Source organism: Agrobacterium sp. CNPSo 3708 (assembly GCF_028674915.1).
GTDB classification, from domain to species: domain Bacteria; phylum Pseudomonadota; class Alphaproteobacteria; order Rhizobiales; family Rhizobiaceae; genus Agrobacterium; species Agrobacterium cavarae.
Genome location: NZ_JAQZSF010000005.1, coordinates 125,382 through 138,752, shown reverse-complemented (window position 1 = coordinate 138,752; position 13,371 = coordinate 125,382). Strand labels below are relative to the sequence as shown.

Here is a 13,371-nt window from a genome sequence, read left to right as displayed (position 1 = left end):
GGTTATACTCCGACTGCGCAACCGTCGCTGCGAGGATCATGCGCACCATCGATCCACCCATCCTCACCGATCTTGATGACCCCTGCCTGACCCGCAAGCGCGCTGAGTTCTGGAATGGCGACGACACTATGGCCGTAGCTTGAAAGCGTATCGATCACGTCCGAGCCGACGGATTGCTCGATCTTGAGATTGTCCCGGCTGTCGGAAAAGGTGCGCCCAAGAAGAAAGCGCGGCGCCGACAATGCCGAAACCGGATCAAAGCCGTGGTCAATTAATCGGCTGAGGAGCAGTGTCAGCGTCTGCGGCTGACCATCAGCACCTTGCGTGCCGTAGAGGATTGCCGGTTTGCCATCGCGCAACGCGATACCGGGATTGAGCGTGTAAAAGGGCCGCTTGCCCGGTGCGATCACATTGGGGCTCTTGGGGTCTGTGCTGAATGCCGCGCCGCGGTTCTGCCAGAGGATACCGGTATTCTCCAGCAGCACGCCGCTGCCCCAATCGTAATAGGTGCTTTGCAGCACGCTGGCGGACCGGCCTTGCGCATCCGTCGCCGCAAGAAAGACCGTGTCGCCGTTGCGGAAGGGTGCAGGCCAAGGCAGGGCGACATTGCGATCGATCTTCCGGGCCTTGGTCGCGAGGAAATCCTGCCCCAGCCAGGCGGCGCAATCCTGCTCGATAAACGCCGGATCGGCGATACCGCCCCGCTCCAGAAAGGCCTGTTTGATGGCTTCCGCGCAAAGGTGATAGAACTGCGACGTATCCGGAGCGATGTCCTGCATTGCGAAGTTCGACAGGATGCCCATGATCGATAGGGTCGTAACGCCCTGGCTGGGCGGCGGTGGGGCCAGAAGCTCGACATCGCGATAGGCGAGCGACAGGGGCGCGGCCAGTGTCGCGAATGTCTTTTCCAGATCGCGCTTTCTGATCGGGCTTCCGGCGGCCTCAAGCCCGCTTGCAATCCGGTCAGCCACGTCTCCCTCGTAAAATGTCCTGTAGCCATGAAGGGCGATCTCTTCCAGAACAGCGGCCAATTGCCGCTGATGCTGGACACCTTCCTTCACGAAGAACCGGGAAACGCCCGGCCATCCATCGATCTCGTCTTTGCGAAACGCATGCCAATGCGCCTGCGACTGGCTGACGGGAAAGCCGCCCGCCGCAAATTCTATGGCATCTCCAAGCAGGCTGGCAAAGCTTTCGCTGCCACCCCAATGGGTACGAGAATAGTCAAGCGCCTTACCCCAACTGTCGACCAGTGCCGCGGTCGTCAAGGTGGAGAGCGGGCCACGGGTCGGGATAACATCGAGCTTCGGCAGCGCCTCAGCCGCTTGCCCGATCCCCATGATCGCGTCGCGTCGCCCTTGGCTATCGGCCACGATCCAGATGGCATCTCCGCCCAGCCCGCAAAAATGCGGATAGAGAACCGTCAGTGCCGCCCCCGCCGCAATCATGGCCTCAATCGCCGTGCCGCCCCGCCGCAACACCTTGGCACCGGCTTCGCTTGCCGCGCGATGCGGCGTCGTGACCATGCCATGACGCGATCTCGCGGCATGCGTGCTCTGCGGCAAAAGAGTGTTCTCGTTCGTCGCCATTCCGTACAGCCCTTACTCGGAGGCCGAGATGTAACGGCTGAGGATCTCGCTGATATCCGGACCGTCATCCTCGTCATCCGCCTTCGCGCGATCTTCAACCGCATGCAGATGATGATCCATGATGTCGGTCGCAGCTTTCACGTCGAGGTTTTTCAGCGCCTCGATCAGTTGAATGTGCTCGTCGATACCGCATTCGGCCGAGTGCGGCCTGCCGAAACGCGCAAGGATGAGAGAAGACCGGGAGACGACCTGGATGATGAATTCGATCAAGAGCTTCGAGCCGGTGAGTTCCGCCAGCAGAATGTGAAACTCGCCAGCCAATCGGATGGACCGCGGCGAGGATGCCCGCAAGGCTCGCTCTTCTTCACGCACATGGCTGACCAAGGCATCGATGCCATCCTTCGGCATACGCTTGCAGAGCCTGTCGATCACCTCTCGCTCCAGGCACCGTCGAAGCGCAAAGACTTCCACCGCCTCCTCCAGCGTCGGCATGGCGACGGCAGCGCCGCGGTTCGGTTTGATCTCGACAAGCCCATCCGAAGACAGCCGGACAAGGGCGTTGCGCGCGCTCGTGCGGCTGACGCCGAAGGTATCGCCAATCGAATCTTCCGGCAGCTTGGTGCCTGGCTTCAACGCCTGCTCGAGAATGGCGCGACGGAGCGAGGCGTAGATCGCATCGCTTCTGGTCAGATTGGTGGACATCGCTGCGAGATCCTGTTCGTATACATTTTAGAGGCATATTGCACAGAATTTGTATTTTAACCAGTCGATTTTATTGCATACAATTTTTGACTTGATATTGCATACGAAGTTGCCTAGGCTCCCTCAAAAGCCGCCTAGAACGGCCTCTCGACATGCTTGATGTCGCCAAACTCGGCCGCACTTGAGAAAATCGCATGCAATACCAAGCGTAATTTTGCGCGGATTGCATTCAATAAAAGGGGATCATAATGATAAGCAAACGCATACTGTTCGGGACTGGATTGGCGCTTCTTTCGCTCACCATGCCCGCCATGGCCAACACGCTAAAATGGGGCGCTTCGCGAGACATCAGCTCCCTCGACCCATACTCCTATGGAGACAGTTTCGCGCTCGGCGTGCTCAATCACGCCTATGAAGGCTTGATGCGCTACAACCGCGATCTTACGCTGGAACCGGCGCTTGCCACCTCATACGAAATCATCTCGCCCACCACATGGCGTTTCAAACTTCGTGAGGGCGTCAAATTCCACAACGGCGCCGAGTTCACCGCTGACGATGTCCAGGCTTCGCTTTTGCGCGCTACCGACCCGAAGTCGCCACTGCGCGGCAACATTCCGGCCTACAAAGGGTCGCGCGTCATTGATCCACACACAATCGAGATCGATGTCACGGCCAACTACCCGCTGCTCCTGAACGACCTGACAACCATCTACATCTTCAACGCCAAATGGCTGAAGGACAACAAGGCGGAAGCGCCGACGGATGTCGGCTCCGGCACCGAAGGTTACGCGACCTACAATGAAAATGGCACAGGCCCGTTCAAGGTCGAAAGCCGGCAGCCCGACGCCAAGACGGTCTTCGTGAAATATGACGGCTGGTGGGACAAGCCTGAGCACAATATCGACCGGATCGAATTGACGCCGATTGCCTCCAGCGCAACCCGTGTCGCAGCACTGCTCTCCGGCGATATCGATTTTACCGATCAGGCGCCGGTCCAGGACCTGCCACGCTTGGAAGCAGCCGCCTCGCAGGTGAAGCTTCTGGAAGGCACTGATCTTCGCACCGTGATGATCGGCTTCAGCCAGCGCGACACTCTGCTGTCCGGCGCCCCGAACCCGATGAAGGATCTGCGCGTCCGCCAAGCCATGCAGCTTGCAATCGATCTGGACCTCATCCAAAAACGCGTCATGCGCGGCAAGTCGCGCAACGCCGGCACATTGGTCGCGCCGCAGATCCCCGGCTATGACGCGGCACTCGACACGCCGGTCAAGGCTGATCCAGAAAAGGCCAAGGCCCTTCTGAAGGAAGCCGGTGCAGAAGGCTTCGAATTCGATTTCAACTGCTCCGACACGCTGGTGAATGAAGAGCAGGTCTGTCAGGCGGTTGCCTCCATGTGGTCACGCGTCGGTCTCAAGCCAAAGCTCGACCAGGGGCCTCGCGCCGTGCAGACACCGAAGCGCTCGTCCGGCAAGGTCGATGTCTACACGCTCGGTTGGGCAACGCTTCCGATGCTCGATGCCTACAGCCTCACCTCGCAGGTTCTCCACACCAAGGAAGGTTCCTTCGGCATCTTCAACTGGGGTGGATGGTCCGACAAGGAGTTCGACAAGGTGACGGAAGCCTCGGCTGTGGAACTGGACCGGACTAAGCGCCTGGCCCTTTCGGCCGACGCCCTGAAGATTGCCAAGGACCATGCCCTGATGATCCCGTTGCACCAGCAGCCGCTGGCCTGGGCAACCAGCGCGAAAGTCAAGGATTTCCCGCTCTTCTCGGATAACCTTCCACGCCTCTGGCTGGTGAAAATGTAACAGCGCACGGCCCTCGCCGCGCAAAGCCGTCGCGGGGGCCAGCTTTCTTTCTTCCGACAAAGGACAGGGTGTCATGCTCGCCTTCCTCATCAAGCGGATCGGCAATGCCGTTCTCGTGATGCTCACAGTTGCTTTCTTCGCCTTCCTCATCTTCCGTTTCCTTGGCGATCCGGTGGAGATCATGGTCAATGAAAGCGCCACCCGGGTCGAACGCGACGAGCTGCGCGCCAGGCTCGGTCTCAATGACGGATTTCTCGTTCAATATGTCCGCTTCGTCACCAACGCAGCGCAGGGCGAATTCGGCCTGTCCTGGCGCAACCAGCAATCCGTGCTGACGCTGATCGCAGAGCGTTTCCCGGCCACGTTCGAACTGGTGCTCATCGCCACCTTCCTGTCGCTTGCCATCGGCATTCCGCTTGGCGTCTTTACCGCCATCGGTCGCGGGCGCTGGTGGGCCGAGGCCTTGCAGTTCTCATCGATCGTCGGCGTTTCCCTGCCAAGCTTTCTGGTGGGCATCCTGCTGATCCTCACCTTTTCCGTTACCCTCGGCTGGTTGCCGGGTTACGGTCGCGGCGATGTGGTGCGCATCGGCTGGTGGTCCACCGGCCTTCTGACCCCCTCGGGACGCGCGGCCATCGTCTTGCCGGCACTGTCGCTGTCGCTCTTCCAGATCACCCTGGTGATGCGTCTGGTGCGTGCCGAAATGCTGGAAACGCTGCGGACCGATTTCATCAAGTTCGCCCGGGCCCGCGGCGTCAAAAGACGCGCACTCTGGTTTCGCCATGCGTTGAAGAACTGTCTGATGCCCGTGGTCACGCTGACGGCCATGCAGGTCGGCAATCTCATTGCCTTTGCGCTCGTCACCGAAACTGTCTTTCAATGGCCCGGAATGGGCATGCTCTTCATGCAGTCCGTGACCTTCGTCGATATCCCCGTCATGGCGGCCTATCTCTGCATCGTATCCTTCATCTTCGTCACGCTGAACACGTTCGTGGACATCGCCTACGCGGTCATCGATCCACGTCTGCGTGCAGCATGACCGGGAGACCATCATGACCGCCATCGAACAGACCGCCACCGTTTCCCGTCCATCTCGCCTGTCGAGAGCTCTCCAATCCGATCTGTGGTGGAGCTTCAAGCGACATCCTTCTGCGATTGCTGCAGCCATCCTGCTTCTGATCCTCATCTGCACGGCCTTCTTCTCTCCGCTGATCACGGTGCAGAACCCCTATGATCTCGCGTCGCTCGATCTGCTGAATGCAGAGATCCCACCGATCTGGATGCCGGAGGGACAATGGCCCTTCATTCTGGGCACCGACGTGCAGGGCCGTGATGTGCTCTCGGCCATTCTCTATGGCTCGCGTGCCTCGATCATCATCGGCGCAAGCTCGGTTCTCGTGTCGCTCGTCATCGGCACGATGCTTGGCCTCGTCGCCGGCTATCACGGCAAATGGGCCGACGGTCTGCTGATGCGCACGGGCGATGTTCTCCTTTCCATGCCGACGATGCTGATCGCCATCCTCGTCTCCGCGCTCGCCAGACAGGCGCTCCCGCCGTCGCTGCGGGAAGCTGGCGCCTCCGGCGTCATCGTACTTGCGATCTCGCTATCGGCTTGGGTCCAATATGCCCGTACCGTGCGCGCGCAAACCATGGTGGAGCGCAACAAGGAATATGTTCAGGCCGCCCGGCTGATCCGCCTGTCGAAATGGAAGATCATGCTGAAGCATATTCTTCCCAACACCACGACGCCGCTGCTCGTCACGGCAACATTGAACTTCGGCCTCGGCATCCTCATCGAGGCGACGCTCTCCTTCCTCGGTGTCGGCATGCCGCCCGAGCAACCGTCGCTCGGCACGCTGATCCGCATCGGCAACCAGTATCTCTTCTCTGGGCTCTGGTGGATCGTGCTCTTTCCTGGACTGCAGCTCTGTCTGCTCGTTGTTTCGATCAACGTGCTCGGCGACTGGCTGCGCGACGCCCTTAATCCCAAACTGCGCTGAAACCGTGCGGAGACATTTTCACATGAGCGATCTTCTGATTACCAACGCAAGACCGATGGGCGGCGACACCGCCGATATCCTGATCCGCGACGGTCGTATTGCCGAGATCGGGAAGGGTCTTGAAGCAGCGGGCCTGCCTGTCGAGGATGCCGGCGGACGTATCGCCATTCCGGGCCTTGTCGATGCCCATACCCATCTCGACAAATCTCTGCTGGGCTACCCCTGGTACGTCAATGAAGTCGGCCCGCGTCTGATCGACAAGATCGACAATGAGCGCAAGGTCAAGCGCGACTATGGGTTGGACGCGCATGTCCAGTCCATGCGCCAGGCGCTGCAATCGGTCGGCTACGGCACGACGCTGATCCGCAGCCATGTGGATATCGACACGGACCAAGGACTGATCGCCCTGGAAGGCGTAATGGAGACCCGCCGCCAGCTGGCCGGCATTGTCGAAATCGAGATTGTCGCCTTCCCCCAATCGGGACTGATGCGCCGCCCCGGCACAGCGGAATTGATCGATGCCGGCATGGCGATGGGGGCTGATCTCGTCGGCGGTCTCGACCCCTGCGGCATGGATCGCGATCCGAAGGCTCATCTCGATACGATCTTCGCCATTGCCGAGAAACACGCCAAGGGCATCGATATCCATCTGCATGAAAGCGGAGAACTCGGTGCTTTCTCGATGGAACTGATCTTCGAGCGTATCCGTGCGCTCGGCATGCAAGGCAAGGTCGCCGTCAGCCACGCCTTCTGCCTTGGCGATCCGGACTGGAACCTGACGCAGGCGCTGATCGACACCTGCGCCGAACTCGACGTGCCGATCCTGACAACAGCCCCGCCCTCCCGCGAAGTGCCGTCCCTGCGCCGCCTGCGCTCCGCCGGAGTGCGCTTCGGTGCAGGTGTCGATGGCTTTCGCGATACCTGGGGACCCTATGGCAATGGCGACATGCTTGAGCGGTCCATGTTACTCGGCATGAAGAATAACCTGCGCCGCGACGATGAGCTCCTCTGGGCGCTGGATGTCTGTACCACTGGCGGTGCTAGCGCGATGGATCGTGCAGAACATTCGCTGACGATTGGCGGTCGCGGGGATGTCGTGATCGTCGAAGGCGAGACCGTCGGCGAAGCGATCGTCACGCATCAACCTCGCAAGCTTGTGGTTACCGCTGGCAATGTTGTCGCGCGAGATGGCGAGAGCCTGAGGGAGCGTCCATGAACGCGCCGTCATCCTGGTCGATGCTTGCCCTTGGCAAGAGGCCGTCAGGGCGCTGGGCGCTCAAGGCCCGCTTCGTTGTTGCCGATCTGCCGGAAGGACGATGCCTTATTCCGGATGGCGAAATCGTCATCGAGAACGACACAATTCTCTGGGTTGGGCGCGCTTTCGAGGGCGACGTTTCGGCTCGGTATGACATGGGCGACGCTCTGATCGGTCCGGGCTTTGTCGATCTCGACGCCCTTTCCGATCTCGATACGACCGTACTTGCCATGGACAACCAGCCCGGCTGGAAAAAGGGCCGCGTCTGGGCCGCAGATTACGCACCCCGCGCCTATGAGATGTATAGCCAGGCCGAACTTGCCTTCCAGAAGCGCTACGCCTTTGCGCAGCTTCTCTTGAACGGCATTACCTCAGCACTTCCCATCGCCTCACTGTTTTACCGTGCCTGGGGCGAGACCGTCGCAGAGTTCGAAGCAGCAGCAGATGCAGCCGAAGACCTCGGCATCCGCGTGTGGCTCGGTCCCGCCTATCGCAGCGGTGGGGTCATCCTTGATGAGAACGGCGCCATGAAACCTGTCTTCGATGAAGAGCGGGGATTGGTCGAGTTGGCTGAAGCAGCGTCTTTTGCCAAACGCATTCACGGCAGAGCCAACGGCCTTATTTCCGGCATGTTCGCGCCCGACCGCGTGGAAACCTGTACCGAAACGCTGCTCCGCCAGACCTTCGCCCATGCCGATGATATGGAGATGCCTGTTCGCCTGCATATGGCGCAGGGCGAGATGGAATTGCAAACCATGCGCCGCCTGCATGGGGTCACGGCACCTGAATGGCTGGACCGCCTTAGCCTTCTTTCGCCTCGCCTGATCGCGCCGCATGCGACCGTCGCGACGGAGGACGATCTCGCACGCTATGCCGACCATGGCGTGACCGTCGCTCACTGTCCACTCGTTTCGGCTCGCCATGGCTCGACGCTCAAATCCTTCTCCCGCTTGAAGGCGATGGGGATCCGCATCGGCATGGGCACCGATACCGCCCCTCCCGATATGGTTCTCAACATGTCGGTCGGTCTGATGATGAACCGGCTTGCCGAGGGCCACGGGGATGCCGGTTCTGCCGCCGATTTCTACGATGCCGCCACCATTGCCGGCGCCGATGCGATGAAGCGCCGTGATCTCGGCCGCATCTCTTCGGGCGCGAAGGCAGACATCGCCGTCTTCGACATGGCCGACAGCATGATCGCGCCACGGATCGACCCGATCCAGACCCTTGTTTACGGAGCCACCGGTCGTGTCACCCGCGCCACCATCGTCGATGGCCGGATTTCGATGCGCGACGGCGCGGTTGCGGGTATCGATCTCTTCGCCGCACGAGAGCAGGCGCAGCGCCAATTCGATGGGCTTGTCGCCAAATATCCGGAACGAACATTCCGCCATCCGCCGGTCGAAGACATTTTCCCGCCGAGCTATCCGCTCCCGGATCACGCCAGCGAGGTATCGCGATGATCACCCCCAACCAGACATCGGCCGCGATCCCGGCCCTGGAGGTCAAAGGACTGTCCGTCGAATTCCCGACACGCAAGGGCATTCTCACTGCTCTGTCCGATGTTTCGCTCACCGTCGAGCGTGGCGAAATCCTGGGCGTCGTTGGTGAATCCGGCGCTGGCAAGTCAATGACCGGCATGGCGGTGCTGGGCCTGCTCGAACCGCCGGGCCGGATTGCGGCGGGCGAGATTCGTATCGGTGGAACGCGTACCGACACTCTCAGCGAGCTTGAGATGAGTATGGTACGCGGACGTATGGTCGGCGCCATCTTTCAAGACCCTCTCACATCGCTCAACCCGCTCTTCTCTGTTGGGCAGCAATTGACCGAGACGATCCGCCTGCACTCCGATCGCAGCCGCGCAGAAGCACGCGCTCACGCGATCGACCTGTTGAAACAGGTTGGTATTCCGGGCGCAGACGAGCGTATCGACCATTATCCGCATCAGTTTTCCGGCGGCATGCGCCAGCGCGTCGTCATAGCGCTCGCACTGGCTGGCGATCCGCAATTGATTATTGCCGACGAGCCGACAACGGCGCTCGACGTGTCCATTCAGGCACAGATCACCACCTTGCTGCGCAAGCTTTGCCGCGAGAAAGGCGCCGGCGTCATGCTCGTCACCCACGACATGGGCGTGATTGCCGAGACAGCCGACCGCGTGGCCGTCATGTATGCCGGGCGGGTGATCGAGGTTGGCCCGGTGGACGAGGTGCTGCGCAACCCGAAGCACCCTTATACGCGTGGCTTGATGGGCTCCATTCCAGCCCTTGGCGCCCGCGTCGAGCGATTGACACAAATTGACGGTGCCATGCCCCGCCTCAATGCCATTCCGGAAGGCTGCGCCTTCAATCCGCGCTGCCCGGATGTCGGCTCCCGCTGCCGAGAGGTCAAACCGGCGCTGGTACGCAATGATCACGGCAGCGTCGCCTGCCTCATTCACGATGGAGGCGTCGCATGAGAAGCCCTGACAACGCGCTCGAAGTGGATCAATTGACGCGCGTCTTCGACGTTTCCGCGCCATGGCTAAACCGCGTCATCGACCGCAAGCCGAAGCGCTATCTTCGCGCCGTGCAGGATGTGACATTCACGGTGCAGAAGGGAAAATGCCTCGCGCTCGTCGGCGAATCCGGTTGCGGCAAGTCAACAGTCGCAAGGCTGGTGACGGGACTTTACGATCCCAGCGAAGGTGCCATCGTCTTTGCCCCAGCCGAAAAGGGCGCAAACCGCGGCAAGCCGCTCGAAGCCCAGATGATCTTTCAGGATCCGCACGCCAGCCTCAATCCGCGCTGGCGCGTCGGCAGCATCATTGCCGAGCCGATCGAGGTGTTCGGATTGCGAGATGGCAGACAAGCGATCGACGCACGCGTGGCCGAACTGTTGCGTACCGTCGGCCTGTCGCCCGACGACGCCAATCGTTTCCCGCATGAATTTTCCGGCGGACAGAGACAGCGCATATCGATTGCAAGAGCGCTAGCCAGCGAGCCCGAATTTCTCGTCTGCGACGAACCGACCTCGGCACTCGATGTCTCCGTCCAGGCGCAAATTCTCAATCTCATGCGGAGGTTACAGGATGAGCTTGGCCTGACCTATCTCTTCATCAGCCACAATCTCGCAGTCGTCCGCCACATGGCCGACCGCATCGCGGTGATGTATCTCGGCCGTATCGTAGAGGAGGCAGAGACCGAGGCGCTCTTCGCCAATCCGCAACACCCTTATACGAGGCTTCTGCTGCAAACGATCCCGGATGTCGCAGCTCCCAATCGTGATCGTGCGCTGATGGGCGGTGAACCGCCAAGCCCGCTCGATCCGCCGAAGGGCTGTGCCTTCCATCCGCGCTGTCCCATCGCAACAGAGCTCTGCACCAAGGTGGCCCCCGAGGTCCGCAACCGGGATGGCGGCGGCAAGATCGCCTGCCACCTGGCGCCACTATAAACACATGCCGTGATGAGCAAGCGCAGGCTGGCGCCTCACGAGAGTGAATACGAAAAGGAATCCCAATGACCACCACAACAATCTTCACCAATGCCAAGCTGGCCGACGGCTCACTGCGCAACATCACCGTGGAACATGGTCGGATCACAGCCATTGAAACAGCGGCGAGTTCAACGCCTCCCGGCGCGGCATCGCCCCCGTCGATCGACCTTTCCGGCGATCTGCTGCTTCCTGGCTTCGTCGAAGGACATATCCATCTCGATACCAGCTTTTATGGCGGCAAGTGGGTGCCGCATCGCCCATGCACCAATGGCTTTGATGTGCACGAGCGCGTCGCCTTCCAGGCCGAGAACATGGCGAAAGCCGAGCCGATGGCGGAACGCGCGCGCAATCAACTCGATCTTTGCATTTCCAAAGGCACGACCCAGATGCGCAGCCACGTCATGGTCGATGGCTCGGTTGGGCTAAAGTCTTTGGAAACCATCCTCGCTGTGCGCGAGGAATATCAGGACATGATCGACATCCAGCTGGTCGCCTTTCCACAAAGCGGCATCCTGAAAAGCCCGGGCACGCCTGAGCTTCTTGATGAGGCCATCGGCCTTGGCGCAGACCTTGTCGGTGGTCTTGATCCTGCAAGCTTCGACCGCGACGTCAATGGCCATCTCGACGTGGTCTTCGGCGTGGCCGAGAAGCACGGCGTCGATATCGACATCCATCTTCATGATGCAGGTTCGATGGGTGCTTTCACCATCGAGGAAATTTGCGACCGCACCGTCGCACTCGGCATGCAAGGACATGTCGCCGTCAGTCATGCCTACGGTCTCGGCGACCTCGCACCCGACGCGGCGAAGAAGATTGCAGCCCGGATCGCACGAAGCGGCGTCTCGATCATGACCAATGCCCCCGGCAACCACAATTTCCCACCGGTCGCCCTGCTGCGCCGCGAGGGCGTCACCGTTTTCAGCGGCAGCGACAATATCCGCGATTCCTGGTGGCCCTATGGTGATGGCGATATGCTGCACCGGGCCGAGATCATTGGCTACAGATCAGGCTTCTACACCGACGATGAACTGGCAGCCGCATTCGACATTGTGACAGCAGCGGGTGCGAAAGCCTTGCGGCTTGAGGGATATGGCATCGAAGTGGGCGCGAAGGCAGACTTCGTTTCTCTGGCGGCGGACCACGTGCCTGAGGCTGTGATTGCCTTCCCAACGCGTCACAAGGTCTTCAAACAAGGGCGTCTGGTTGCCGAGAACGGTCGCGTGAAGCGCTAATCGTCGATCTCGCATTTCAACGATCATGGCTGGGACGACCTGACAACTCGCCCTAGACACGCTTGGGTGCTCTCACCGTCGTGAAAAGCGGGGACGCCAGCAGATAAAGTCCGGCTCCCACCAGCCATGTGATACCGATCCAGCTCGCCTTGGTCGAGAAGAACAAGGCAGTGGTGAGGACGGGTCCGACGATACCGGCGAGGCTCATCAGGCTCGCCAGTACCCCTTGCAACTGACCCTGTTGCTCATCGCTCACCCGGCTTGTTGCAAGCGACTGGAGCGCTGGCATCGCGACACCGCCGAGTGCGAAGAGCGGCGCTACGGCATAACCCATCCAGCTTTGAGTGGCGAAGGCCATCAGCATATAGGCGAGCATGTCGAAGGCGACGCCGATCATCAACGTGCCAAGATCGCCGAAGCGGCGCGACAACGGCCCAACGAGAAAGGCTTGAGCGAGCGCGCCACTGACACCGAAAACCGACAATGACAGCCCGAGATGAACGGAATCCCAACCGAACCGCTCGGCCCCGTAAAGAACCCATATCGTCCCGGGTATTGCCGCAACCAGGCCGAAGACTACGAAGACTGTGACAAGCGGCAGAAGGTCTTTAAAATTCCACAGCCAGAGCAGAGGTCGCAACGGGTTGAGTTCTTTCAGCTCGAACCTGTCTTGGCTCGTCGACCGGCTTTCCGGCAGTGCGAAAAGCGCAACGAGAAGATTGAGACCATTGAACAGCGCCGCCGCCAGGAAGGGTGCGCGAAGCCACCAGGCACCCATGACACCGCCAATCACCGGGCCGATGATGAAGCCCGTGCTCATCACCGCGCCGATTGTGCCAAACCGCTGCGCACGCTGAGAGGCTGGCGTAATATCGGTTATGTAGGCGCTCGCGACGGCCATATTGGCGCTGGTTATTCCCGCAACCGCTCTTCCCACAACAAGCACCCAGCCGAGCGGCGAAAGGCCCATGACAAGATAATCGATGAGTGTGCCCGCAAGAGAGAGCAGCAAAACGGGACGCCGCCCGAACCGATCGCTGAGTGCGCCGAGAACGGGTGAGAAGACGAATTGCATGATCGCAAACACAGACAGCATGAGCCCGTACAGGAAGCCGAAGTCGTCTCCGCCCGTCACCTCGCGCAACAGACCCGGCAGGATGGGAAAGATCAGACCGGCGCCAATCGCGTCGAGCGCAACGGTGGAGAGAATGACGATGAGAGCCTTGTTCATGAAGAGATATCCTCATAGACTTTATCAACGATAAATTTATCAGTGATAAGCTCCCTTATCGCTGATAAGTCAAGAGGTGT

At 60.3% G+C, this 13,371-nt stretch carries 11 protein-coding genes; 8 read left to right on the top strand and 3 right to left on the bottom strand.

Annotated elements, in window-relative coordinates; genetic code table 11:
• Positions 1 to 2: 2 nt before the first annotated feature.
• On the bottom strand, positions 3 to 1,589 hold the full coding sequence (locus PVA19_RS12570; protein ID WP_274102726.1) for a gamma-glutamyltransferase family protein: 1,587 nt from the start codon (positions 1,587 to 1,589) through the stop codon (positions 3 to 5).
• Positions 1,590 to 1,601: 12 nt separating this feature from the next.
• Positions 1,602 to 2,291 (bottom strand): GntR family transcriptional regulator, encoded by a 690-nt coding sequence (locus PVA19_RS12565; protein WP_062426748.1) that lies wholly within the window; start codon positions 2,289 to 2,291, stop codon positions 1,602 to 1,604.
• 248 nt (positions 2,292 to 2,539) lie between these two features.
• On the opposite strand from PVA19_RS12565, the gene PVA19_RS12560 reads away from it, so the two are divergent.
• The 8 genes from PVA19_RS12560 (at position 2,540) to PVA19_RS12525 (ending at position 12,060) form a co-directional block, all read left to right on the top strand.
• Positions 2,540 to 4,099 carry an ABC transporter substrate-binding protein gene (locus PVA19_RS12560; RefSeq protein ID WP_274102725.1) on the top strand — a complete coding sequence of 520 codons (1,560 nt, stop codon included), beginning with the start codon at positions 2,540 to 2,542 and terminating at the stop codon, positions 4,097 to 4,099.
• A 73-nt stretch (positions 4,100 to 4,172) separates the two neighbouring features.
• Positions 4,173 to 5,138, top strand: a complete 966-nt coding sequence (locus PVA19_RS12555) for an ABC transporter permease (RefSeq protein ID WP_274102724.1) — start codon at positions 4,173 to 4,175, stop codon at positions 5,136 to 5,138.
• Between the two features lie 13 nt (positions 5,139 to 5,151).
• Complete coding sequence (locus PVA19_RS12550) at positions 5,152 to 6,099, top strand: ABC transporter permease (RefSeq protein WP_062442335.1); 948 nt, start codon at positions 5,152 to 5,154, stop codon at positions 6,097 to 6,099.
• A 22-nt stretch (positions 6,100 to 6,121) separates the two neighbouring features.
• Positions 6,122 to 7,315: an amidohydrolase family protein gene (locus PVA19_RS12545; RefSeq protein ID WP_274102722.1), complete on the top strand. Its 1,194-nt coding sequence runs from the start codon at positions 6,122 to 6,124 to the stop codon at positions 7,313 to 7,315.
• Positions 7,312 to 8,817, top strand: a complete 1,506-nt coding sequence (locus PVA19_RS12540) for an amidohydrolase family protein (protein ID WP_274102720.1) — start codon at positions 7,312 to 7,314, stop codon at positions 8,815 to 8,817. Before PVA19_RS12545 ends, PVA19_RS12540 begins: the two co-directional genes overlap by 4 nt.
• Positions 8,814 to 9,812: an ABC transporter ATP-binding protein gene (locus PVA19_RS12535; RefSeq protein WP_144622316.1), complete on the top strand. Its 999-nt coding sequence runs from the start codon at positions 8,814 to 8,816 to the stop codon at positions 9,810 to 9,812. Before PVA19_RS12540 ends, PVA19_RS12535 begins: the two co-directional genes overlap by 4 nt.
• On the top strand, positions 9,809 to 10,786 hold the full coding sequence (locus PVA19_RS12530) for an ABC transporter ATP-binding protein (protein ID WP_274102718.1): 978 nt from the start codon (positions 9,809 to 9,811) through the stop codon (positions 10,784 to 10,786). The genes PVA19_RS12535 and PVA19_RS12530 overlap by 4 nt, the downstream gene beginning before the upstream one ends.
• A 65-nt stretch (positions 10,787 to 10,851) precedes the next feature.
• The gene (locus PVA19_RS12525; RefSeq protein WP_274102716.1) at positions 10,852 to 12,060 is read left to right on the top strand and encodes an amidohydrolase family protein; all 1,209 of its coding nucleotides are present in this window, start codon (positions 10,852 to 10,854) and stop codon (positions 12,058 to 12,060) included.
• Between the two features lie 52 nt (positions 12,061 to 12,112).
• Here PVA19_RS12525 and tet(30) read toward each other — a convergent pair whose 3' ends face one another.
• Positions 12,113 to 13,291 carry a tetracycline efflux MFS transporter Tet(30) gene (tet(30), locus tag PVA19_RS12520; RefSeq protein ID WP_274102714.1) on the bottom strand — a complete coding sequence of 393 codons (1,179 nt, stop codon included), beginning with the start codon at positions 13,289 to 13,291 and terminating at the stop codon, positions 12,113 to 12,115.
• Positions 13,292 to 13,371 lie beyond the last annotated feature (80 nt).